General features: G+C 35.6%; 26 protein-coding genes. 7 read left to right on the top strand and 19 right to left on the bottom strand.

Going from position 1 to position 24993, the window contains the following annotated elements:
- Positions 1-296: 296 nt before the first annotated feature.
- The 14 genes from atpG to rsgA all read right to left on the bottom strand — a co-directional run bounded on the left by atpG (position 297) and on the right by rsgA (position 12483).
- Positions 297-1169, bottom strand: coding sequence for an ATP synthase F1 subunit gamma (gene atpG, locus BZG01_RS20345; protein ID WP_101311682.1), 873 nt, complete (start codon positions 1167-1169; stop codon positions 297-299).
- 78 nt (positions 1170-1247) lie between these two features.
- The gene (gene atpA, locus BZG01_RS20340; RefSeq protein ID WP_101311681.1) at positions 1248-2849 is read right to left on the bottom strand and encodes a F0F1 ATP synthase subunit alpha; all 1602 of its coding nucleotides are present in this window, start codon (positions 2847-2849) and stop codon (positions 1248-1250) included.
- A gap of 42 nt (positions 2850-2891) precedes the next feature.
- Entirely contained in the window at positions 2892-3440 is a 549-nt protein-coding gene (atpH, locus tag BZG01_RS20335; protein WP_101311680.1) for an ATP synthase F1 subunit delta, read from the bottom strand.
- A 61-nt stretch (positions 3441-3501) separates the two neighbouring features.
- Complete coding sequence (locus BZG01_RS20330) at positions 3502-3996, bottom strand: F0F1 ATP synthase subunit B (protein ID WP_101311679.1); 495 nt, start codon at positions 3994-3996, stop codon at positions 3502-3504.
- A gap of 98 nt (positions 3997-4094) precedes the next feature.
- The gene (atpE, locus tag BZG01_RS20325) at positions 4095-4352 is read right to left on the bottom strand and encodes an ATP synthase F0 subunit C (RefSeq protein ID WP_156194809.1); all 258 of its coding nucleotides are present in this window, start codon (positions 4350-4352) and stop codon (positions 4095-4097) included.
- A 62-nt stretch (positions 4353-4414) separates the two neighbouring features.
- Positions 4415-5500, bottom strand: a complete 1086-nt coding sequence (atpB, locus tag BZG01_RS20320; protein WP_101311678.1) for a F0F1 ATP synthase subunit A — start codon at positions 5498-5500, stop codon at positions 4415-4417.
- 655 nt (positions 5501-6155) lie between these two features.
- Positions 6156-6398 carry an AtpZ/AtpI family protein gene (locus BZG01_RS20310; protein WP_101311676.1) on the bottom strand — a complete coding sequence of 81 codons (243 nt, stop codon included), beginning with the start codon at positions 6396-6398 and terminating at the stop codon, positions 6156-6158.
- Complete coding sequence (locus tag BZG01_RS20305) at positions 6385-6753, bottom strand: bactofilin family protein (protein WP_101311685.1); 369 nt, start codon at positions 6751-6753, stop codon at positions 6385-6387. Before BZG01_RS20305 ends, BZG01_RS20310 begins: the two co-directional genes overlap by 14 nt.
- A gap of 311 nt (positions 6754-7064) precedes the next feature.
- Positions 7065-8063, bottom strand: coding sequence for a beta-ketoacyl-ACP synthase III (locus BZG01_RS20300; RefSeq protein ID WP_101311675.1), 999 nt, complete (start codon positions 8061-8063; stop codon positions 7065-7067).
- Between the two features lie 234 nt (positions 8064-8297).
- On the bottom strand, positions 8298-8483 hold the full coding sequence (rpmF, locus tag BZG01_RS20295; protein WP_101311674.1) for a 50S ribosomal protein L32: 186 nt from the start codon (positions 8481-8483) through the stop codon (positions 8298-8300).
- Positions 8484-8499: 16 nt separating this feature from the next.
- Positions 8500-9027, bottom strand: coding sequence for a YceD family protein (locus BZG01_RS20290; RefSeq protein WP_101311673.1), 528 nt, complete (start codon positions 9025-9027; stop codon positions 8500-8502).
- Between the two features lie 200 nt (positions 9028-9227).
- A complete protein-coding gene (locus BZG01_RS20285) occupies positions 9228-10373 on the bottom strand; it encodes a sensor histidine kinase (protein WP_245870443.1) in 1146 nt (381 codons plus the stop codon).
- A gap of 66 nt (positions 10374-10439) precedes the next feature.
- Positions 10440-11471, bottom strand: coding sequence for a tRNA 2-selenouridine(34) synthase MnmH (mnmH, locus tag BZG01_RS20280; RefSeq protein WP_101311671.1), 1032 nt, complete (start codon positions 11469-11471; stop codon positions 10440-10442).
- A gap of 85 nt (positions 11472-11556) precedes the next feature.
- A complete protein-coding gene (gene rsgA / locus BZG01_RS20275) occupies positions 11557-12483 on the bottom strand; it encodes a ribosome small subunit-dependent GTPase A (protein WP_101311670.1) in 927 nt (308 codons plus the stop codon).
- Positions 12484-12636: 153 nt separating this feature from the next.
- Between rsgA and BZG01_RS20270 the strand changes: the two genes are divergently transcribed.
- The gene (locus BZG01_RS20270) at positions 12637-13404 is read left to right on the top strand and encodes an exodeoxyribonuclease III (protein WP_101311669.1); all 768 of its coding nucleotides are present in this window, start codon (positions 12637-12639) and stop codon (positions 13402-13404) included.
- Positions 13405-13523: 119 nt separating this feature from the next.
- Here BZG01_RS20270 and pepE read toward each other — a convergent pair whose 3' ends face one another.
- The 5 genes from pepE to BZG01_RS20245 form a co-directional block, all read right to left on the bottom strand.
- A complete protein-coding gene (gene pepE, locus BZG01_RS20265) occupies positions 13524-14234 on the bottom strand; it encodes a dipeptidase PepE (RefSeq protein WP_101311684.1) in 711 nt (236 codons plus the stop codon).
- Positions 14235-14280: 46 nt separating this feature from the next.
- Positions 14281-16287, bottom strand: coding sequence for a tetratricopeptide repeat-containing sensor histidine kinase (locus BZG01_RS20260; RefSeq protein ID WP_101311668.1), 2007 nt, complete (start codon positions 16285-16287; stop codon positions 14281-14283).
- A gap of 122 nt (positions 16288-16409) precedes the next feature.
- Complete coding sequence (locus tag BZG01_RS20255; protein ID WP_180327410.1) at positions 16410-17489, bottom strand: outer membrane beta-barrel protein; 1080 nt, start codon at positions 17487-17489, stop codon at positions 16410-16412.
- A 156-nt stretch (positions 17490-17645) separates the two neighbouring features.
- The gene (locus BZG01_RS20250; protein WP_143470966.1) at positions 17646-18704 is read right to left on the bottom strand and encodes a hypothetical protein; all 1059 of its coding nucleotides are present in this window, start codon (positions 18702-18704) and stop codon (positions 17646-17648) included.
- Between the two features lie 10 nt (positions 18705-18714).
- Positions 18715-19200 (bottom strand): RNA polymerase sigma factor, encoded by a 486-nt coding sequence (locus BZG01_RS20245; RefSeq protein WP_101311665.1) that lies wholly within the window; start codon positions 19198-19200, stop codon positions 18715-18717.
- Between the two features lie 174 nt (positions 19201-19374).
- Between BZG01_RS20245 and BZG01_RS20240 the strand changes: the two genes are divergently transcribed.
- From BZG01_RS20240 to BZG01_RS20215, 6 genes are all read left to right on the top strand, one after another.
- Positions 19375-20187: a 5'-nucleotidase, lipoprotein e(P4) family gene (locus tag BZG01_RS20240; protein WP_101311664.1), complete on the top strand. Its 813-nt coding sequence runs from the start codon at positions 19375-19377 to the stop codon at positions 20185-20187.
- Positions 20188-20329: 142 nt separating this feature from the next.
- Positions 20330-21220 (top strand): DUF4271 domain-containing protein, encoded by an 891-nt coding sequence (locus tag BZG01_RS20235; RefSeq protein WP_180327409.1) that lies wholly within the window; start codon positions 20330-20332, stop codon positions 21218-21220.
- A 36-nt stretch (positions 21221-21256) separates the two neighbouring features.
- Positions 21257-22009, top strand: a complete 753-nt coding sequence (locus tag BZG01_RS20230) for a uroporphyrinogen-III synthase (RefSeq protein ID WP_101311662.1) — start codon at positions 21257-21259, stop codon at positions 22007-22009.
- 83 nt (positions 22010-22092) lie between these two features.
- Positions 22093-22530: a ribonuclease P protein component gene (gene rnpA / locus BZG01_RS20225; protein ID WP_101311683.1), complete on the top strand. Its 438-nt coding sequence runs from the start codon at positions 22093-22095 to the stop codon at positions 22528-22530.
- Positions 22514-22711, top strand: coding sequence for a membrane protein insertion efficiency factor YidD (gene yidD, locus BZG01_RS20220; protein WP_231610292.1), 198 nt, complete (start codon positions 22514-22516; stop codon positions 22709-22711). The genes rnpA and yidD overlap by 17 nt, the downstream gene beginning before the upstream one ends.
- A gap of 286 nt (positions 22712-22997) precedes the next feature.
- A complete protein-coding gene (locus BZG01_RS20215; RefSeq protein WP_101311660.1) occupies positions 22998-24683 on the top strand; it encodes a S41 family peptidase in 1686 nt (561 codons plus the stop codon).
- Positions 24684-24993: the final 310 nt, after the last annotated feature.

Genomic DNA, 24993 nt, shown 5'->3' with positions numbered 1-24993 from the left:
GAAATATCAGATCTACAAGAAAAGATTACAATGATGGTAAATGAGTTGAATCCCGATTTAATCAAATCCATTACTGGTTATCCAATTTATACAAATTGCTTTTGTGAGTAAATTAGTCTGTAAAATGATATAATCTATCCCTGGCATTTTATGACAAATCTACATCTGAGAAAGATGAAGATTTATTTTACCAGCTTTTCAATACTAATAAGAGTGAGTCTGCGCAAAAAAAAAGCCCACCCTAAGGTGAGCTTGCAGCAAATATAAATCGTTTAAATATGGTCTTTAAAATGGCATTAGCTGGACAATGCATTTGCTCCTGATACAATCTCCAAAATTTCGTTGGTAATTGCAGCCTGGCGGGCTTTATTGTAGGTCAGATTCAAATCCTGAATTAAATCAGAAGCATTATCTGTTGCCTTATGCATTGCTGTCATTCTTGCTCCGTGTTCCGAAGCAAAGGAATCCAACATTGCCTTATAAAATTGTGTTTTTAAAGATTTTGGAATCAATTCATCTAAAATTTCTTCCTGATTTGGTTCAAAAATATATTCTGTCAAACTGCTCATATCCGCTTCGGGCTGAACTACTGGCAAAAACTGTTCGGTGGTTAAAACTTGAACTCCTGCATTTTTAAACTGATTGTAAACTAATTCTACTCTGTCATATTTCCCTTCAACAAACTCCTTCATAACTAAAGAAGCAATAGCCGAAACACTTTCAAAGTTCAAATTATCGTACACATGATTGTATTCTCCAACAACATTGAAATGTTTACGAAGAATTTCAAATCCCTGCTTTCCAATTGCCAATATGTGAAGTGAACCTCGCTGATTTTGTTCAGCATAAGTAGTCTCAGCCAAAATAGTAACCTGCTTAATCACATTTGCATTAAATCCACCACATAAGCCCTTGTTAGAAGTTATCGCAACCAACAAAACCTTTTCAGGCTTTCTCTCCACACCGTATAAATTATCATCAGAATTAGTCAAACTTCCAGTCAGGTTCGATAAAATCTCATGAAGCTTAGCCGCGAATGGACGAATTTGCACGATAGCATCCTGAGCCTTTTTTAATTTGGCAGCAGAAACCATTTTCATCGCTGCAGTAACCTGTTTGGTTTTCTGAACCGATGAAATACGAGTACGAATTTCTTTTAAATTAGCCATTTATTCTAATTCATAATTAGCAATGATCAACTAATAATTAATGAGTTATCTTCCTCATTATTAATTACTAATTGTTAATTATTTATATTTAGCAGATAACTCAGTCACAACGGATTTCATGATATCCTGTGCTTCCTGAGTATATTTTCCCGATCCCAGCTCAGTTAACACAGCTTTGTGCTTCATAGCCATAAAATCAAGAAATTCAATTTCAAATTCTTTCACTTTATCTACCGGAACATTACGCAATAATCCTTGTGATCCACAGTATAAAATAGCTACCTGCTTATCAACGGTGTAAGGTGAATATTGTCCTTGTTTTAAGATTTCCACATTCTTTGAACCTTTATCTAAAACAGAACGGGTTGCAGCATCCATATCAGAACCAAACTTGGAAAAAGCCTCTAATTCACGATATTGAGCCTGATCCAGCTTCAAAGTTCCTGCTACTTTCTTCATTGATTTGATCTGAGCGTTACCACCCACACGCGATACCGAGATACCTACATTAATTGCAGGACGAATACCCGCGTTAAAAAGATCTGATTCCAAGAAAATTTGACCATCGGTAATCGAAATTACATTGGTTGGAATGTATGCCGATACATCACCAGCCTGAGTCTCGATAATTGGAAGTGCAGTCAAAGAACCTCCTCCTCTGATAATCGATTCACCATTCTCATCCTTAGCATTTTTCATGCTCTCAGGTAAGTCATTCATCTTACGGGCAATCTCATCTGAATTAATGATTTTAGCCGCACGTTCTAATAATCTTGAGTGCAAATAAAATACATCACCTGGATATGCTTCACGTCCTGGTGGGCGGCGAAGCAGCAGAGAAACCTCACGGTATGACACCGCTTGTTTCGATAAATCATCATAAATAATCAATGCAGGACGACCTGTATCGCGGAAAAACTCTCCAATGGAAGCTCCTGCAAAAGGGGCATAAAACTGTAATGCCGCCGGATCGGCTGCTGTTGCCATCACAATAACCGTATAGGCCATTGCTCCATGCTCCTCAAGTGTTCTGGCAATATTTGCAACAGTAGAACCTTTCTGTCCTATAGCTACATAAATACAGTAAACAGGCTCTCCCTTGTCGTAAAATTCTTTCTGATTGATAATGGTATCAATTGCGATTGCAGTTTTACCGGTCTGACGGTCACCAATGATTAACTCACGCTGTCCTCGTCCAATCGGAATCATCGCATCAATCGACTTTAATCCTGTTTGCAAAGGCTCGGTTACCGGCTGACGATAAAGTACCCCGGGAGCTTTGCGTTCCAATGGCATTTCGTATGTTACACCCTTTATTTCACCTTTTCCATCAACAGGCTCACCAATGGTATTAATTACACGTCCTAACATTCCCTCACCAACATTGATTGAGGCAATTCGCTTGGTTCGTTTTACAACATCACCTTCTTTTATTCCTTGAGTTTCTCCCAAAAGAACAGCTCCGACATTGTCCTCTTCGAGGTTCAATACAATACCTAAAACGCCATTTTGGAATTCAATCAACTCATTGGATTCAACGTGCGATAAACCGTAGATGCGGGCGATACCATCCCCAACTTGCAATACGGTTCCGACTTCTTCCAGTTCTGCTTCGGTTTTTAATCCTTGTAATTGCTGCTTTAGGATTTCCGAAACTTCTGCAGGTTTAATACTAGCCATATTTAATTTTTATTTAGTCAGAGTTTAATCCGATTTGAAATTCTATTTCATATGATTTGAAAGCAATTCACGCTTAATTAGATTCAACTGATTGCTAACACTCGCATCCAGTTGCTGATCTTCAATTCGAAGCACAAATCCACCAATAATCTCTTTATCAACCACTTCCTGCAATTCAATTTTTGCATTGAAGGATTTTGAAAGTAATTCGCTCAATTTGCGATTGCTTTCCTTTTCAATAGCTGATGCAGATGTAAGTGTTGCTGATAAAACCCCTTTATCTTTACGACACAATGACAAAAAATTTCTGGAAATATCCTTTAGATAAATTTCACGACGATTTTGCACCACCAAATCTAAAAAATTAAGACTGACCTGATTTATTTTATCACCAAATATCAGCTTAACCGAAGTTCGTTTCTGAGAAGTTTTAACAACAGGACTTTCAACCATAAGCCAAAATTCAGGCATTGTTTTACAAACCTCATCAACAAGCTGAATATCTTTAATTACGGACTCAATTAAGTTCTCCTCTTTTCCTAATTCAAAAAGAGCTTTGGCATAACGAACCGAGATTTTACTTTCGTTCATATTCTTTTAGATTATTAGATGTGAGATCTGAGATTCAACAAGATTCCCACTCTCTCATTTACTAATTCAACTTTACTTCGTCCATTAGCTTTTTGAAGTAATCCTTTTGCTGCTGATCATCAGCAAATTGCTGACGGAGAATTTTTTCTGCTATTTCAACAGAAAGAAGTGCAACCTGAGCTTTAATTTCATTCAAAGCAGCCGATTTTTCACTCTCAATGTTTATTCGCGCCGATTCTATTACTTTATCAGCCTCAAGAGTCGCTTTTTGTTTGGCTTCACTAACCAATTTACTGCCCATCTCTTTTGCCTCTTTAAGCATTGCTTCACGCTCTTTTCTTGCCTCCTGAAGAATTCTTTCGTTATCGGCCTGTAATGCCGCCATTTCTTCCTTAGCACGTTCTGCAGAACGAAGAGCTCCTTCAATAGAGTCTTCCCGTTCTTTTAATGCACTTAATATCGGTTTCCAAGCAAACTTTTTCAGGATAAACAATACAATGGCAAATGCCAAAAGCATCCATATAAAAGTTCCTAATTCAGGTGTTACCAAGCCCATGTTATTCTATTTTAATTCACTTTAAGTGATGTTAACATCCAAATAGATTCCACAATTTGCCGCAGACAATCTCTTATGGCAAATTGTGGATAATGCTATTACAATACGATAGCCAACAAACAGATGATAATCGCAAAAAATGCAGCACCTTCAATAAGAGCCGCGGCAACAATCATGTTTGAACGAATATCTCCAGAAGCTTCTGGTTGACGAGCAATACTCTCAAGAGCACTACCACCAATTTTACCGATACCAATACCAGCACCAATGGCAGCTAAACCAGCTCCAAATGCAGCACCCATTTTGGCAATGCCCATACTTGCCGCAGCCTGAAGAAGAATTGTTAATGTAATCATAGCGTTTTTAATTAATTGATAAAAAACTATTAAAGCTCCTATTTTTAGGAGTAGATAAATTCTTAATGATGTTCTTCTGTTGCCATACCAAAGTAAAGCGCAGAAAGAAGCGTAAACACATAAGCTTGAATTAAGGCTACCAACAGCTCAAGCATATCCATAAATACAACAAAAAGTACTGAGACAACTGAGGTTCCGTATCCTAATCCCGGACTAATTTGTCCAAAGATGAAAATCAAACTAACAAAAGCCAAAACAATCATATGACCTGCAGTAATGTTGGCAAAGAGTCGAACCATTAAAACAAATGGTTTTGTGAAAACTCCCATTACCTCAACCAAAGGCATTAAAGGTACAGGAAACTTTAACCACCATGGTACACCAGGAGTGTTCACAATATGTTTCCAATACGATTTATTTGCATTCACTGATGTAATTACAAAAGTAAACAACGCCAATACCATTGTTATGGTAATATTTCCGGTGACATTTGCACCTCCCGGTAAAAATGGTACCATTCCCATTAAATTATTCAACCAAATAAAAAAGAAGATGGTTAAAAGATAAGGCATGTATTTTGCATATGTCTTTTCTCCAATGGCGGGTTTAGCAATCTCATCCCGAATAAAAATTATAATTGGCTCAACAAAAGACTGAAGACCTACTGGAGCTTTTCCTTTTCTTCTTGTATACGATTTGGCTACAGAAATAAATACCCACAGCAGAATAACCATACTTATCAGCATGGCGACAACATTCTTAGTCATTGAGATATCAAATGGACGTACTTCATGTCCGTTTACCATTTCAACTACTTTTCCTCTGTATTCACCTTCATTGGCAATCGAAAATCCTTCATAAACTGAATGTCCGTGATGAAAATTACTGGACATAAACATGTGAAATCCAGAATGCTGAGAGTAAACAATCACCGGCAAAGGCATGGTTGCATGAAAATCACCAACACTAAAAACATGCCAATCATAGGAATCAGCAATGTGATCCATTATAAAATTTCCTGGCTCAAACTTTTCTTTTTCGTGTGTTTCTTGAGAAGCAGGTTCCGCATGCTCGTCACCAGAGGCAAAAACCGGCATAACATTTAATGCTAAGAAGAAAATCAACAGAAATCGATGAATATTTTTCATACGTAAATGACTTACTTTTTACAACAGATACCAAATACCTTGGCTTGAGGCAAAATCAACTGATTTGGATTTTATTCAATCTGTTTGGTTAAAATGTTAATTCAAAACAAATTGCATTAACAATATTTTCAGGAATGATTACTCATTCGTCTACTACTTACTTTTTAAATTAAAAACCTGCAGGTTTTTAATTTGACTTCCAAATTTAATAAAAAAACTATTGCATTCGGCTTTTTAAAATCATTTAACATTTCCAGACCTTAGTGTATTGGATAAAGACACAACATCATAAGTAGTATATACTACGTAGCAAAATCCAAAAAACAGGACGAAACTCAATGCTTGTGAACGATCCAGCAAAACATAAATTATGACAAAACTTAGGTGTGCGAATAATTTTATTCCAAACCATGCCATATAATTTGTATTGAAAACCCGGGGGTTATTCTTTGCGGATTTAATCAATTTATAATGCTGAAAGGAGCTTATCAGGAAAAAGTACAATATAACAAAAGGAAACACATAATTGAACCATGGTTTTAACAGAGTCAAATACATCAGAACCGAGATGACTAACAGTGCTCCGGAAATAATTCCTAAGTTTCGAATGTACTTTTTAAATGATTTTTCCATATTCGAATTTATATGCGTCCGATTATTTTTTCAGCAAATCTTTTAACGCAAAATATAAGGATAATACCACACCTCCAAAAGCTCCAATGATTGTGAATAATGGAAATTCATTTTCCAAATACTTATCTAACTGAAACCCTCCAAATAATACCAAAAGAATGATGGCAATCATTTGAAATGCAAGACCAGAATATTTTGCCAGACTGGTGGTTTGCTGTTTTCGCTTTTCAAAGGAGTTTTTCTGATCCTCTTTACTTTTTTTCATCTTTTTTTGGAGCTGGCTCGCCCATTTTACAAGATCCGGTAAATTTGGCTCCTGGCTCAACAGAAATTTTATCGGTAGTAATATTACCTAAAATTACTGCTGTATTTTTTAAATTAACCATTTCTGAAGCAAAAATATTTCCTTCTACCATTCCTGAAACATCAATTGTTTTACAATGAACATCTCCTTGAATTTTTCCAGTGTTTCCGACAACAACTTTTCCATTCACCTTCATTTTCCCGTTCAGGAATCCATCAATTCGAATATCTCTTGCTGCTTGAATATCTCCGGTTATGGATGTTCCATCGCAGATCAAATTCACTGCGGTTGTCTGTACTTCATTGTTTTTGCTCATTTTATCTTTTTTGCTAAACATGTTAATATCATATTGAATTTATAAATCTAAGTGCATAAATATTGCCAATACTTATGAAACTGATATCATCACTATAAAGCAGTTACAGATACACTAATTTCATCAGCAATAGTAAATCAACTCAATTTTATAAAAAAAAGTATTTTCGAATTAAAAAAGAGCTTACGGCTCTCTTTGCAAGCCATACAAATATAAAAATTTGGTTGAAGAAAACCACTCTTTTAAAACGATTCCAAGAAAAAAAGGCCTCCAAATTGGAGGCCTGATTGTATTTTCACTTAATTATTGTTTTATTTAGGATTGTAACCCCATTTCAAAAGAATAGAGCCCCAGGTAAAACCAGCTCCAAACCCTGAAAGAATAATGTTATCACCTTTACTCAATTGGTTTTCCCACTCCCATAAACACAAAGGAATTGTTGCAGAAGTAGTGTTTCCGTATTTTTGGATATTGATCATTACTTTCTCTTTCGCCAATCCCATTCGCTTTGCTGTAGCCTCTATAATACGGTTATTCGCCTGATGGGGTACCAACCATGCTAAATCATCCGCAGTCATGTTGTGTTTTTCCATCATTTCAACGGAAACATCTGCCATATTGGAAACGGCATGCTTAAATACATGATTTCCCTCCTGATAAATGAAATGCTCGCGGGCATCAACTGTTTCATGACTCGCCGGTTTGCAAGATCCGCCAGCTTTTTGATGCAGATGTTTTCTCCCAAATCCCTGAGTATGTAACATTTCATCAATAATACCAATATTTTCTGTGGTTGGCTCCAACATTACTGCTGCCGCGCCATCTCCAAATATCGGGCAAGTCTGACGATCTGTATAATCAACGATTGATGACATTTTTTCAGCACCAACAATTACCACTTTTTTATACATTCCCGATTGAATGTACTTTGATCCAGTAACCAATGCGAATAAGAATCCCGAACATCCTGCATTTAAATCAAAACTAAATGCATCATTAATTCCCAATTTATCGCTAATAATATTAGCCGTTGCCGGGAATTGCATGTCAGGAGTTACTGTTGCACAAATCAACAAATCAACATCCTCAGGAGAAGTATTGGTTTTTTTCAAAAGCTCTTCAACAGCTTTTGCCCCCAAATCTGAAGATCCTTTTCCTTCGCCTTTTAGAATTCTTCTTTCCTTAATACCAATACGAGTCATAATCCACTCATCGGTTGTTTCAACCATGGTGCTTAATTCCTCATTGGTAAGAACATAGTCCGGAACATAAGCTCCAACACCAGTTATTACTGCATTAATTTTTGACATTCTTCTAGCTTACTTAGTGTTTATCAGATAGATTCAGCATTCTGCCTGCACAGAAATCCCATTCTAAACAAATTAAACAGATACCGAATTATACTTCAACCAAAAAATTGATTAAAACAATTTAATAACTCCGGAATTTGCAAAATGAAACTGTATAATAAGCAAAATTGCTCCCAAGTAAGACCTGAGGAGCAAATTTACATATTGCGTTTAACCTAAATAACTTGACTTAGATTATGCTGTAACTTTCTTTTCGATCGCCAATTTACCTCTGTAATAACCGCATTCAGGGCAAACAGTATGATATTTAACAGTTGCTCCACAATTTGAGCAAGATGCTAAAGTAGCTGGAGTAGTTTTAAGATGAGTTCTTCTCTTATTTCTTCTCTGCTTCGACGTTCTGTGTTTTGGATGTGCCATTTTTCAACCTATTTAACTAATTATTATCAATCAATTTTCTTAAATCATTCCATCTTGGATCGATGATCTGTTCACCGTTCACCGAATGGTCATTCAATTTTTGAATCATTTCTTCATTACAAGTACTATCTCCATCTTCATCTTCCGGATGAACAAAGCTTAAAGGTAAGCTAAGTGAAAACAGTTCATAGATGTAATGTGCTGTTTCCAGTTCGTTTACCGCTTCTGAAATTACAATAACATCATCAGCCAATTCTTCGTTTTCCTCTCCAAATTTCACATAAACAGAGCTTTCTCCGCTCACCTCCATGTCAAATGGTTCGAGACAACGATCGCAGGCCACATTCATTTTACCTTCCAATTCAATAGTAAGAGTCATAACCAAAGTTTTCTTCTCCAGTGTTACTTTCACTGAGGCATCAACCTGATATGCATCTTCCTGCTGAAAATGCTCAAAGAATTCCTGATCGATGGTAAAATTGAATTCATGCTTACCATCTTTCAATCCTTTGAAAGGAATCGTATATTTTGCCAGATAATCCAAAATATTCTAATAAAACTTTGCAAAAGTATAAAAATTAATCATACGTTTTCATAAATCTCAACATCTTTTTTCGGCAATCTTACCCAATTATTAAACTGAATTACAGTTTCAATGATAAAACTCCCTTGAAAACGGGCTGCAAAAATAGGTAGTTATTTGTTGGTTTCAAAAAAAAATCAGCTATTTGAAAATCAAATGGTTCAATTTAAGGGTAAAATAATCCTAAACACCGCACCACTGCCCAATTCTGAGCTAACAACAAAAATTTTTCCGCGGTGATAATTTTCAATAATTCGTTTCGAAAGAGATAATCCAAGCCCCCATCCTCTCTTTTTTGAGGTAAATCCTGGCTTAAAAATAGTCTTAAATTGATTTCTTGCTATGCCTTTACCGGTATCACTGACATCGATTATTAGTTGATTTGCTTTATTCGAAACTAAAAATTTCAAACTTCCCTTGCCCTCCATCGCATCAACCGCATTCTTCGACAAATTCTCTATTACCCAAGAAAACAATTCTTTATTTAATGGAATAACTGCATTCTCCACATCAACACTATCCAAATTAAAATCAACCTTGCCCGAAGTTCTCTTTTTTAAGTATTCGATACTGCTGCTAAGTACATCCAAGATGTTTGTAAACTTTAAAACAGGCTTTGAACCAATTTTTGAAAAACGTTCAGCGATTACTTCTAACCGATTAACATCTTTCGCCATTTCGAGAGATAATTGAGGATCAATCTCACCGGATTTAATCAGCTCCATCCATGCCATTAAAGAGCTGATAGGCGTTCCCAACTGATGAGCTGTTTCTTTTGACATTCCGACCCAAACCTGATTCTGTTCAGCTGATTTTGAATACGAAAAAGCCAAAAACGCAATCAGAATAAATGTGATAATCGCTCCCAATTGAACAAATGGATACCAGGCCAATCGCTTTAGAAGACTGGAATCGTCGAAATAGATGAAGTTTTTCCCATTTACAAGATCTATTTCAATGAAATGGTTATCATCCTTCATGTTCTGAAGTTTTTTCTTTAAAACCTCATCTTCATTCCTTTTCGGGAGTTTAATATTTCTATGATCAACGATGTTTCCATCATCATCGATAAGAATAACAGGAATGGTTTCATTCTGTTCCAAAATACGGTTAATCAGAGAAACATCCTGATCGGGATTCAACTGCAGACTCCGCATTCCTTCGGCCCACAATTCAATTTTTTTTACCTCTTCATTAGCTAGTTTTCCAACTAAATTATTGGTATAAAGAATTGAGCCAAAAACGATTATTATGGCGATCAGTAAAAAATAAAATTTCCAATGACGGTTTTTCAGATAGATATCCAAGATTTTCGAGTTCTAAGGTTTCACATAAAGATAACGACAAATCTTTTGATTTCTTATCTCCAAAAACTACTTCTTTAAGTTCGAGTAGAATTCAATTATGGCTTTCGCATTCTCTTTAGGATCATCCTTTTCGAGTGCTATAGAATAAATGGTTTGCCCTTTTCGTTTTTGCTGACCGTGCAAGTATGCTTTGTCGTAGTAGGTTAAAGTAATATCTGCAACAGTATGAAAATCGCCTTTATCAAGGCTTTCCAAAGCGTTTTTCACATTCAATCCGCCCAATCTTTTCTCAATTTTTAAAACCAGTTCCTTTAAATCCGCAATATCGAAACATGAATATTCCCTCACTAATCTTTCAATTCGCTCGATTTTCGGAATATCCATTTTAACAACATCAGCTTTTCTCATTCTTAGAAACAGCTGCTCGTTAACCCAAACAGCACCAACTGAGTTGCTTTCATCTTCAATCCAAATGGTCTTATTAAAATCGAAACCAGACCAGATATTTGCCAGTTCATTTTCAAAATTCTCATTGGTTGGTTGATCAGCTTGTCCCAAGGCTCCAAATACCGATCCTTTATGATTTGCAACTCCCTCTAAATCGAGAATCTGATGTCCCATTTTTATCATTTCATGCAAAACTTCCGTTTTGCCGCTTCCAGTCATTCCACCTAAAACGATAATCTCCGCTTTCCGGAGAAACTGCTCTCGATTATACGCTCTGTAAGCTTTATAACCGCCCTTTAACAGATAAACTGTAAATCCGGCAGTCTCGAACAACCAAGCCATGCTTCCGCTTCTCATTCCGCCTCTCCAACAGTGAATCAATATTTTTTTTTCGGGAGCAATTTTTTTTGCCTGCTTTACAAAACGAGCCAATTTTGGCCCCACCAATTCCAAACCTAATAATACAGATGAATCCTTTCCTGCTCTCTTGTATTTGGTTCCTACTACAACTCTTTCTTCATTGGTGAAAATTGGAAGATTCTGAGCTCCGGGAATATGACCTGTCTCAAATTCTGCAGCAGTTCGAACATCAACCATAGGTATTATTTTACCCATTTCAAGAAATTCCTTAGGATCAAGTATTGTAGCCATTTATTCGTTCCATATTAATAAAAAACAGCACGTAGTAATTACGTGCTTATGTCATTAAAATCATTTTTTACAATTCCTGTATTTTCTAAATTCTGTATTTACTGTCCTCATCTTCCATGATCATCCCCAAATAACTTTCATATCTGGTAATACAGATTTCTCCAATCTCAACTGCGCCTTTTACAGCACATTTTGGTTCATGCACGTGGGTGCAATTGTTGAATTGGCAATGCTTCGAAGTTCGAAATATTTCCGGAAAAAAATGAGACATTTCCTCCTTTTCCATATCAATGGTTCCAAAACCCCTAATCCCAGGAGTATCAATAATATATCCCTCAAAATCCAACTCAAACATTTCTGAAAAAGTCGTGGTGTGCTTCCCTTGAGAATGAGCTTCAGAAATTTCACCGGTTTTTAGATCCAACCCTGGTTGTATCGCATTTATTAATGTCGATTTCCCAACACCTGAGTGTCCCGACAGTAAATTTATCTTGCCTTTTAATGCTTCTCTAATAATATCCAGATGGGTTCCCTTCTTGGCAGAAATTTCAAAACATTTATAGCCAATCTTTTCGTAAGTATATTTTAATTCACCCAAACGCTTTATGTCATTGGGGCGATATCTGTCAATTTTATTAAAAATAAGATTTACAGGAATTCTATACGCCTCGGCTGCGGCCAAAAAGCGATCGATAAAAGTTGTCGTTGTCAACGGATAGTTGACGGTAACAATTAAAAACGCCTGATCGATATTTGCCGCAATAATTTGACTGTGTTTTGACAAATTTGATGATTTACGAATAATATAATTCTTCCGATCGTGAATCTTCACAATTACATTCGCCTCATTTTCTTCTTCAAAATCTACTTTATCACCAACCGATATAGGATTGGTTGTTCGAATGCCTTCCATTCTAAACCGCCCTTTTATCCGGCAATTATGGATTTCACCATCGTTGGATTTTACGGTATACCAACTTCCTGTCGACTTGATTACTACTCCTTCTTTCAATGTTCTTATTTTTATTACAAAAGTAGTTGATTTGAAGCAATTTTAGGCAATCACATTGTATTTTCTGAATTTTTAATTTATCTCTTATCAGAAATTTATTCTTTCCGGATTTTTCTTTTTTATCTTTATTCTCTTTAAATAAAAATTCACGCTATGCGAAAAATAATAAGCTACAATGTAAACGGAATTAGGGCCGCCCTTGGAAAAGACTTTATTGGATGGCTTAAACAGGAAAGTCCGGACATCCTTTTAATTCAAGAAACCAAGGCTCAACCGGAGCAGATAGAAACTCACCTTTTTGAAGAGTTAGGATATCATTGTTACTGGTTTTCTGCTGAAAAAAAAGGATACAGTGGTGTTGGCATCCTGACTAAAGAAAAACCGGATAAAGTGATTATTGGTGTTGACAACCCAAAATATGATATTGAAGGAAGGGCAATTAGAGCCGATTTTGGAGACGTTTCTGTTTTTAGTACATATCATCCATCAGGAACAACCGGCGGGCCACGACAGGATTATAAAATGGAATGGCTGGCCTATTTTCAGGATTATATCAACGAACTTAAAAAAGAAAGACCAAATTTAATTATTGGAGGTGATTATAATATCTGTCACAAAGAAATAGATATTAGTAAACCCGAAAAGAAAAAAGGTGTTTCCGGATTCCTGCCTGAAGAAAGAGAATGGGTAAGCCAATTTATTGATAGTGGTTTTATAGACAGCTTCAGGGTATTTGATCAGTCGCCCGACAAATACAGTTGGTGGAGCTACAGAGCTGGTTCCAGAGGCAAGAATTTGGGTTGGAGAATTGATTACCACATGATAAGCGAAGCTCTTCGCGATCAATTAAAAGGAGCTTCAATTCTGGCTGATGTAATTCACTCAGACCATTGTCCGATAGTTGTTGAAGTGGATTTTTAATCAGATTTTAAAGCCAAACTTATTCAGGGCATAATAGTTTGCTGTTCGGGATTTTTATTTTAAAACTAAAGCAAGCGGTTGATACAGATTCAACCGCTTTAAAATATATCTTCTAAAATTTATTTCAACAAAAAATTAAAATCATCCTTTGAACTCAATTCGTACGCTTGAACATCATTTCTAAAAATTCGGCAGTTGAGTTTACCAATCAAATTAATTTTTCCATTTTCAACCAAGAACATACTCCCCTCTCGTAAACCTGCAACATACATATCTGGATTTACAACCATAAATTCATTAATACGATCTTCACGTGTTTCTCCTCCATGACCATCAGGATTTTTATCCAAATAATGCGGGTTAATCTGAAATGGAATTAAATTAAGAGCATCAAATCCCAAAGGATCGATGATTGGCATATCATTCGTGGTTTTAATAGTAGGGCAAGCCAAATTGGAACCTGCACTCCAACCTATATATGGCGCATTTTCAGCAATAACTTTCCTGCGGATTGCCTCGGTCAAGTTGTTTTTATGCACCAAATGAAGCATATTCCAGGTACTTCCGCCACCAACCACAATTGCTTGAGCCTCTTCGACAGCCTTTACTGGATCTTCAAAGTGATGAATAGAAACAATATCATGACCAACTTCATTGAACTTAGCCTTTACTTTTGCTTCATACTCATCGAAAGAAACTGTTACGCCTGCGTAAGGAATAAATAAAGCTTTAACCGGCTTATCTCCTAAAAAGTCTTTGATGTTGTTTTTTGGATAGTCTAAATATTCCTCCCCGGCCATCGTGGAGTTACTTATTAACAATAATTTCATTTGTGTAGAATTTAATTTAAGTAGATGTGAATTATCTGACCTAAATTTAGACATTTACGAATGAAATCAGGGTCTCCTTTTTCACAAATTCGCTAAATTTTTCATCACTCATTGGCCTGCGGGGAATGATGAACGAAAATGTACTCCCCTTGTCTACTTCACTTTCAACCATCATTTCTCCATGATTTTTCACTAAGAAATCTCTGCACAAAGTGATGCCAAGACCAGTCCCTTTCTCATTAGCAGTACCATCAGTCGTTTTGCCTTCGTAAATATTCTCAATCTGATCCGGCATCATTCCAATTCCATTATCAATCACCGAAATTTTAACGAAATACTCTCCAATCTCCGATTTAACTTCAATAATCCCCCCTTTATTGGTGAATTTAATTGCATTCGAGATCAAATTTCGCAGAACTGTATTGATCATATTCCAATCGATATACACTTCTACTGAAGGATTGATACTTGCTATTAAACGAATGGATTTAATTTTTGCCAATTCTGCAGACAAATTTATATTTGAACTAATGATAGAACTAGCATCAACTATTTGTAGGTTAGCAGATATCGTAGATGTTTGATTTTTTGCCCAAAACAGGAGATTTTCAAGCAATTCGAATGAATTATCAGCAGAATGAAACAAAGACTGTAAAAATTCTGTTTTATCTTCTTCGGACAGATCCAATTCCTTATCGGTAAGCATCATTCGTAATCCATTACTAATATTACCAATTGCTCCACGTAAATCATGGGCAATTAAGGAAAACATTTTATCCTTGGTTTCATTAGCTGTTCGAAGCTTATCTTCACTCTCTTTCAGTCTTTTCATTGCACCTATCAACTCCTCCTGATGCTGACTTACCAAACGGTTACGCAGGTATAAAAGCTCATTGTCCTTCAGATTATTTCGGTATCGGAAAGTGAGAAGAAATATAACAACAAGCAGAAGTAGCAAAATCAATAAACCAATTGTATATTGACGATTAATTTCTAATTGTTGAGTTTGATTTTCGGCTCTAAGAGCTTGATTTTCTTGACTCTTCATTTCTTCAACATGCCTTGAATCCAAATCATCAATTTTATTTGATAAATGTTCCGAAGAAATTGAATCCTGATAAGCTTGAAGATTTTGATAAGCAATTACAGAATTCTTATAATCACCAAGTTTTGTATAGTAAAGCGAAAGGTATTTGTAATAATCCCGAAGTAATCTTTTCGATTTTAATTGTTTGCCAACCAAATAACCTTTGTCAAGATGATGCTTTGCTTTGGTGAGATCATTGTGCTGAAGATATAAATCACACATATTCAACTCAAAAACTCCGGTTTTATTATTGGATCCATTTGACTTATAATAGTCAACCGCCTCGCGATATGTTCGAATAGCCTTAAGAGTATCTCCCATTTCGGTATACAAACTTCCAATGTCATTCAATAGTTCTCCAACTATAGGTCGGTGCGAAATTTCTTTCCCAAGATTCAGCCCCTTTTGCAAATAATCAATAGCTTTATCATAATCTCTAATTGACTGATAATAAACACCAAATAAATTTAGACATCTTGCAATACCAATCTTATTTTCTGATTTTTCATAAATATCGTTGGCAATTTCTGTGTAATCAAATGTTTTACTTATTTTCCCTGATTGAAAGTAAACGGTAGCCAATTGCTGACTTATATCAGCTACTTCCTTCTGATAATTATGCCTTTCAGCGCCACGAAATGCCTGCAATAAATAATCCAAAGAGTTATCGTACTGATTATCCTTATAGTAAGCCGTTCCTAAATAAAACATGGCTTTCACTATTTCCTGATCATATCCAAGACTTTGCGCCGTTGCAAGAGCTCTGGTAGCTATTTCAATTCCTTTTCCAGGTTCGGTATCCCAATATGCCCGGCTCATCTCCAATAATGTCTCCAACTTTTCCTGACCAAACACTTTTGTATAGCGATTATTCAAGCTATCCAAATTTGTTTGAAAATCAGCAAATGCAGGCAGAGAAAGGAAGATAGAAAAAAAGCAAATTAAAAGCTGGAATTTTCTTTTCATGTCGCTAATATACTATTTTAAAGCACATAATTCAACACTCGTCAAAGCTCAAAATACAAATCAATAAAAATGCCGGATTCATCAAGGATCCGGCATAATAATATTTATCTATTAGTAGTATTCTAAAAACTCACCAAGGTAATTCCAACTGTAAAAGGCACTAATTCCGGACCTTTATTATATTCGAATAAATCGGTTAAACCATAGGTAGCAAAAAAGTTTAGTGAACGATAGCCAATGCGAGCATGAGCTGAACAACGCAGAGTGTTCAGGTTAAAATCGTCGTGATCTTTATCTTTATGCATATTCCCGTTCGATTTGTATTTCACTTTTGTATGAGAACCAATTCGTAGGCCACCCATTAATCCGGCCGACATATGAACTCTTCGGGATTTGTACTTAACAGGGATTTGAAACTCTAACAATAAAGGTACAGTTAGGTACAAACTGGTTAATTTGCTTTTTTTGATGTTCCAGTCAGGATCAAAAGCAATTGGTTCAATTTTTCCGGAACCATTATTGGCTAATGTTATATTTTGATCGAAACGGTAGTTGTTCCATTCCAATCCCATACCAGTCACCAAACCAATGGTGTTTCTTTCCTTTTGTAAACTAATATCATACTGAAGAAAGTTTAAGTTAACGGCAAGTGATTTGGCCATATCTAAATCCATAAAATCCTTCTGATCATCAAGATAATCACCATAATACTCGTCAGCAAAACCATTTATGCCCACTTCAAAACCTGCCCAATGTCCTCGAAAACCTTTCTCCTCTTCAAGAAAAAACTTATCCTGATTAGCATCCCAAGGATTTACCTTCTGAATTCGGATTCTGGTTCCGTGCCAGCCATCAATAATATTAATCTGCTTTCCGCCAAGTCGGATTTTTGTAGTGTCTCTGTCCTCTTCAAAACCTACTTTGCCAATTTTCCCAATTCTAGCTTTAATCCCTTTGTCATCCTCAACAACTTTTACTAAATCTTTTTCGAGAAATTTAACTTTTGTAGTGTCAGCGGTCGTTTTCCATGATTGAGCTTTAACAGTTTCTTTTTTCTCTGATTTCCTTTTTTGGTTCGACCACGAATCTTCAATTAAAATCTTCTTCTTGATTGTATCTGTTTTTAAGGTATCAGCAACTTCCTGGGCGTTGCTTCCAAATACAAGCACAAAGGCCATACATAGTAAAAATATTTTTTTCATCATTTTATAATTTTCTTGTTACTTTCAGATGGAACTTGCCAATTGTTAATCATCATTCGTATAGAGTTAATGATGATTTACTCTTAGGCGTTTCATAATGGTATATTTATCTTATATCTATGGGTAAGACGAAGTGGTGAATGAATAGTTACAGACTTATTTAATTGTTTTTGAAAAACCGATACCTGCAGTATTAAAATCTAATCGCGTTTTCTCTGTAGTAGAGTCATACTTCTTCTCCAACTGAACATTTTTCCCTGCAATTTCGCCCAATTTATCAACGCCATATTTCGCAATAGCATATAAAACTGAGTTTTGAGCTTTCTTTTTGGGCACACTTGATTTCCATGACATACCCAATTGTGCAAGTCCGTTATTTTGAGTGCTGATTTCAGTATTCTCTTCTTTGGGAATATCCAGTTCTATCGTTGGATCTTCAGAATTGGTTAATGCAATGAGCTCAGCATCAACCGAAAGCACAACAGGTTCAACTCGTTGAACCACCTTTTCTATATTTTCGACTTGTGTTTCGTCTTCCGGATTATCTGCTGTCTGCTCTTGTCTTTTTTCAACAGAATATTTCTTCTCTGGCTGCACAACCTCTTGTTTGGGAGTTGTAATAGACTCAACATCAATTGCCTTTCTAATTTTATTTATCTCCTTACTTTCCGTAATTGTTGCTTCTACCTTAGCCGTAATTTTCTCTTCATTTGATTGATTGCCTTCAAATTGATACAAAATACTCCAAAGTGAAAAAAGCAGAACAATTGAGGCCGCCACTCCAACTCTTGAAGAATACCGCCAGTAAACAACTTTACGGGAACTTCTTTTCAGCTTTTCCTTATCGACAAAAACAAGACTATTATCAGCATGCAAAATCGTTTTTTGATAAATCTGATTCTCTTTTTGAAAGGACTTGTTCTTTTCCAGAAAAGTATCGAATGCAATTTCATTTTCAACCGATAAGTCACCTTCCAACCGGGCAATACAAAACTCATCAAAGCTTTCGCGAAACGGAATTTCTTTTAATGATTTTAAATCAATTTTAACGCTGTCTTTAGTAAAAACAGGACACTCCATCTCCTCCAATTCTAATTTTAGATCTGGATTTTTGGTTAAAAAATCTTCCAACGCGACCCTCTGAAGGGAACTTAACGTTCCTTCCAAATAATCAAGGAAGAATTCCTCGTAGTTGTATCGGGTTATTTCCCTCATCTCCTGTTTCTTATACGATTGATTCAATACTTCCAATGTAATTCTTCAAATGCATTCTTGCCCGGTAAATATAAACTTTCACCTGCGACTCAGTTAAATCAGTAATTTGTGCAATTTCGGTGTAAGAATATCCTTCGTAATCGCGCAATAAAATTACCGATCGCTGAACATCAGATAATCTTTTCAAGGCTTCATCAAGAATTTCACTTAAATCTGAATAATGCTCAGAATGCGAATAATCTCTAACATCCACATTTTCAAAATCTTCTTTTCTTTTCTCTCGACGAATCAAATCAATCATGGTATGATAAGCCGTTGTGTACAAATATGATTTAACTTTCAGATAATTCACATTCTCAACATTTCGCCATAATTTCTCGAAACTATCCTGCACAATATCCCTCGCTTTATCCTCATCTCTAATGCTTTTGAGGATAAAACGAAACATTCCATCAGCATGCTGATCTACGCTTATGTTGTATTCGTCCAGGTTCATATTTAGTGGCAATCAAATGTATGACGCATACACCTAAATTAAAGTTACAGCCATTTTTTTATTATCTTCGATTTCCGAAACCATTTTTAGTATCATCTGCAATTTGAAATTCATCTCCGAAGATTTTAAAAATTCAATTCCTAGTGAATTACTAAAATTAAAATATCAATTGATATGAGAAAATTATTTTTTGCTTTAGCTGCATTTTCCATCCTGATTTCGTCTTGTTCCAAACCTCAGGATTCAAAAAAACAGGAAAATAATCAGAATGAACATTTAGTAATGGCTACTCTTTGGTTTCAAAGAGCTTCGGAGTGCCGAGCATTGTATTATCAGGCATTTAACATGGCTAAACTTTCGTTGGATAATCAATTATTAACCAAGAGTGATAATAAGAAACCCAAAGCTGTTGTTGTTGATATTGATGAAACAGTTTTAGACAACAGTCCTTTCGAAACCAATTCGATTCGCAGCGGCAAAACATTTACAAGCGCAGCCTGGAAAGAATGGACAGATATGGCAAAAGCTTCAGCTACACCTGGCTCTTTGGAGTTTTTAAAATATGCAGAATCAAAAGGCGTTGAAACTTTTTATATATCCAATCGTGACACTTCGGCTTTGGCTAAAACCATCGAAAACCTTACTAAGTTAGGATTTCCCTTTGCGGATGAAAAGCATGTGTTACTAAAAACGAAAACAAGTATAAAAACCGAACGCAGAAACAGAGTACTGGAAACTCATGAAATTTTAATTCTTGCCGGTGATAATTTAGGCGATTTTGATGAGTTTTTGGAAGACAGATCGACTGACTTTGGCTTTTCGAAAGTAGATGAAAGGCAAGCTGAATTTGGACAACGATTTATAGTTCTTCCCAACCCAATGTATGGTTCATGGGAGAAAGAGGTTCTGAAAAGTGAGAGAAAATTAGATGGATTTGAAAAAGAGAACCTGCGCAAAAAGCAATTAATCGGTTACGAAGAACTGTAAACAAAATTATAAGCCCGATAAAATTTCGGGCTTTCTTTTTGGCTGGAAATATATCTCCACGAAAAATAAAATTATCTTTGTAAAAATCAATCAAATAAGTTCCTGATATAGTATGTCGCAAAATAATTCACACCTTTTACTTGTGAACAAGATTCCTTTAAATGATTCATTGATCCAATCAGGCAATGAATTAAAGGATTCCATTATTTTTCTTCCCGCGCAGCAAGTATCAGCAAAACAAACAGGAATAGCAGCAGATTCTGTTCCGTTCATTAATCCGGGAATCGGAATCCCAATTGATTCTTTACTGATTTCAGACAGCATCCCAATAACTGAAAAAGATTCCACGGTACAAGTAGTCCGTGAGAAAGGAGTTCTAATTGCTTCTCATAAAAGCGACTGGATGGTTGGAGTGCTTCTATTTACATTGATTTTAATGGCAATCGTAAGATTTTCATTTAGCAAATTCCTGCTCCGGGTATTCGATTCAACAATCAACTACCAAACTTCGTCCAACCTTTTGTTGGAAAAAAATATGAGAAACTTAAGAGGTTCAATTTTCTTAAACCTCCTTTTTTATGTGAATTTCACTCTGTTTATTGTACAGTATCTTGTTTACATCCTTTCACTTAACCATGAGCACAACAATATTGTTTTTTTCCTCTATTGTTTTGTTGGATTAGTGGGTTTATACAATACCAAATTCATCTTCATCAGATTTATTGGATATATTTTTAACGGGATTAAGGAAAGTAAAGAATATTTACACACAGTATCTATTTACAATAAAAATTTGGGGGTAATCCTCTTGCCCATCACTATTAGTGCGCCATTTATAGCACAACACTCTGTACCAATGCTATTAAATTCGGGTTTAATTTTAACTCTGATTTTTTATGTATTCCGACTATCCAGAGGTTTAAAAATATTATTTCGCCAACATGTGTCAATATTTTATATGATTTTGTACCTTTGTGCACTGGAAATTTTGCCCTTGCTAATGATTTACAAACTGTTGTATCTATTGGTATAGGTCGGTTAATAAATTGTCGAACTAAACTCTACTATTTTGAAAATCAAGACGATACTGGTTTCGCAACCAAAACCACAAACTGAAAAGTCCCCGTATTTTGATTTGGCCGAAAAATATAATTTAAAAATTGATTTTCGACCTTTTATTCAAGTTGAAGGAATTTCAGCCAAGGAGTTTAGACATGAAAGAATCAATGTATTGGATCACACAGCTGTAATATTTACTAGTCGTACAGCAATTGATCACTTCTTTAGAATTTGTCAGGAACTTAGAATTACTGTGCCCGATGAGATGAAATACTTCTGTATCTCAGAATCAACGGCTTTCTATCTTCAGAAATACATTGTTTACCGCAAAAGAAAAATCTTTTTTGGAGAAAAACGATTTGAGGATTTAATGGAAATTATTTTGAAGCACAAAGGAGAAACATTTTTAGTTCCTCTTTCGGACATTCATAAACAATCCATTCCTGAATTGCTTACTAAAAGCAAAATCAAATATTCCAAAGCTGTTCTATACCGAACTGTAAGCAGTGATTTGTCGGATTTGGCAAATGTGAATTATGATGTATTAGCCTTTTTCAGTCCTTCAGGAATTGCATCCTTGCTCCAAAATTTTCCTGATTTTAAACAAAACAATACACTTATAGCTGCATTTGGACCTTCTACATCTGATGCTGTTGCATCAAATAACCTAAGACTTGATATTCAGGCTCCGATGCCGCAGGCACCATCAATGACGATGGCGCTTGATCAGTTCATTAAGAAATTTAATAAGGAGAATAAATAGATATTATCTCTAAAAATCCAATCAAACAAAAAAAGGGGAAATTATTCCCCTTTTTTTGTCGATTTTTGTAATATATGGTAGATATGAATCGCTTCACATTTAAAAAGGCGGAAAGACTGACTCATAAAATCCTTATTGGAAAGCTTTTTTCAGAGGGAAAAGGATTTATTTGTTACCCTTTTCGTGTTGTATGGAAAGAAGCGAAACTTAATTCGGAATTTCCGGCACAGGTAGCCATAACAGTATCTAAACGAAGTTTTAAAAAGGCAGTTACCCGAAACTTGTTGAAAAGAAGAATTCGTGAAATTTACCGCCTCAATAAGGGAGAACTCTATCGTGAACTCGAGTCGATCAATATAAACATTGCTTTTATGCTCGTTTATCTGCCTAAAACAATTCTTACAACTTCCGAAATGGAAGACAAGTTGATTAAAGCCCTTAAAAGATTACCAAAAGAATATGAAAAGCATTCTCAACTTTCTGAAAAAAGTGATTCTGTTCATCATGATACTTCCGATTAGGTTTTATCAATACGCAATTTCACCCCTTACCCCTTCTGCCTGCAGGTATCATCCTACCTGTTCAACCTATGCCATTCAGGCTCTTAAAAAACACGGCCCCTTTAAAGGTACTTACCTTGCTGTAAAAAGAATATTTTCATGCAATCCCTGGGGCGGACACGGCCACGATCCCGTACCTTAGACATTTTTTTTGCAAAAAATCAAATTCACACTCAATTATTTAGAACTATTCTTAATAAACTGGCGTATACAAATCTTAGTACATTTATTATTTCCCTTTTCTCACTGAATTCAAGTGCCGTAGGGTTAACAAATGTTAAAGTCAATTATTTTAAAAAGGGAATAATTATATTTGTTTTAACCTACATATTATTTTATTTCTTCTAATTTGTAAATTCGTGCGTTAGGGATAGCAAAAGCTAGGCTGCGGGGAGAGTAATTTTAAGTATCAATTTAAACAAAAACATATGAAGCTTCGAAAAAAATCGGGAGCCATCTGGTTACTTGCTGTGTTACTATTTTGCAGTGCAGCTTTCTGGGGGTTTAACAGAGACGAGAGAAATTTTGAGATTAGCAAAAATTTAAACATTTACTATACTTTATTTAGAGAATTAAATCTGTTTTATGTAGATGAAATTGATCCGGGTGACTTGGTGAAAAAAAGTATGGACGCCATGTTAAGTACTCTTGATCCTTATACAACTTACATTTCTGAATCAGAAATTGAAGACTTTAAATTGATGACCACAGGCGAATATGCCGGTATTGGTTCATTAATCAGCAAACACAAGGATGAAGTAATTATTGCAGAACCTTACGAGGGATTTCCAGCTTTTAAGGCTGGTTTAAAAGCAGGTGATGTATTGCTTGAAATTAATGGTACACCGGTATCAAAAAAGAGTACTGACGATGTAAGCAGCCTGTTAAAAGGACAACCGAATGTTCCTCTTACCATTAAAATAATGCGGCCTGGTGTTGATAAAACAATGGAGAAGAAATTGGTGCGTGAAAACATTCAATTAAAATCAGTTCCCTACTACGGAATGGTTTCTGATTCAATTGGATACATTCTTTTAAATCAATTTACAGATAAAGCTTCAGGTGAAATTAAAGCTGCTTTAAAAGAGCTTAAAGAACAAAATGCAAAATCTATTGTTCTTGATTTGAGAGGTAACCCGGGAGGTTTATTGGATCAGGCAATTGAAATTGTGAACCTGTTTGTGGACAAAGGTGAAGATATTGTTAGTACCAAAGGAAAAGTGTCGCAATGGGATAAGTCTTACACTGCAACAAAAACACCTTTTGATGCCAAAATTCCAATTGCGGTGTTGGTGAACAGAGGATCGGCGTCGGCATCGGAAATTGTTTCAGGTGCCATTCAGGATCTCGACAGAGGCATTATAATCGGAGAAAGAACATTTGGTAAAGGATTGGTTCAGACGACAAGAAATTTGACTTACAACGCCAAATTAAAGGTGACTACAGCGAAGTATTACATTCCTAGTGGAAGATGCATTCAGGCACTCGATTACAGCCATAGAAACGAAGATGGAAGTGTTGGAAAAATTGCTGATTCTTTAATTACAGAATTTCACACTAAAAATGGGCGGTCTGTTTATGATGGCGGTGGTGTTCTTCCGGATTTGAAGATTGAATCGGAAAGATACAGCAGCTTAAGCATTAACCTGATTCGTCACTTCCTGGTTTTTGATTACGCAACTTTGTACGCAAACAGCCATGATAAAATAGCGGACGCGAAAGAATTTAAAATTTCGGATCAGGAATTTGAAAAATTCTCTCAATACATTAAAGAACAGAAGTTTGTTTACGAATCGGAAAGTACCGAAATTCTGGATGCTCTTAAAAAATCAGCTAAAGAAGAAAAGTACTTTGATATCTCAACCAATGAGTTTGATGCTCTTACGGCAAAGTTAACTCCTAACCTGGATCGCGATTTAACACGATTTAAAGATGAAATCAGCGACTTGCTGGCTCATGAAATTATTAAGAGATTTTACTACCAAAATGGTGGTATCGAATACAGTTTAAAAGAGGATAAAACTCTTTTAAAAGCCATTGAAGTGCTTCAAGATAAAAATGAATATCTGGGTATTTTAGATGGAAGTATCGGTTTGCATGCTTTAAATAAGTAAAAAGAATACATTAAAAATTACTTTTAAATTGATATCAAAAAAGAGGCTGTCCAAAAAGAAAAATGGACAGCCTTTTTTTAGTTTCTGATATTTTTATTAATGCGCTTCCAACCAGTTCTCTCCTACTCCCATATCCATGGTAAGTGGAACAGAAAGCTGAATGGAATTTTCCATTTCTTCTTTTAACAATAGTTCGTTAAGTTTTATGCAGCTATTAAACCAAAATTATTGAGTTGCCTGACTTTTTCTTTATTTTTCTTCGTGTTTGGGTTTATCCCAAACACAATTAAAAATCTATCCATTAGTAATT

This window comes from Labilibaculum manganireducens (assembly GCF_002843385.1).
Classification (GTDB): domain Bacteria; phylum Bacteroidota; class Bacteroidia; order Bacteroidales; family Marinifilaceae; genus Labilibaculum; species Labilibaculum manganireducens.
The sequence above is the reverse complement of the archived record's forward strand: the minus strand, read 5'-3'. Positions and strand labels throughout refer to the sequence as shown.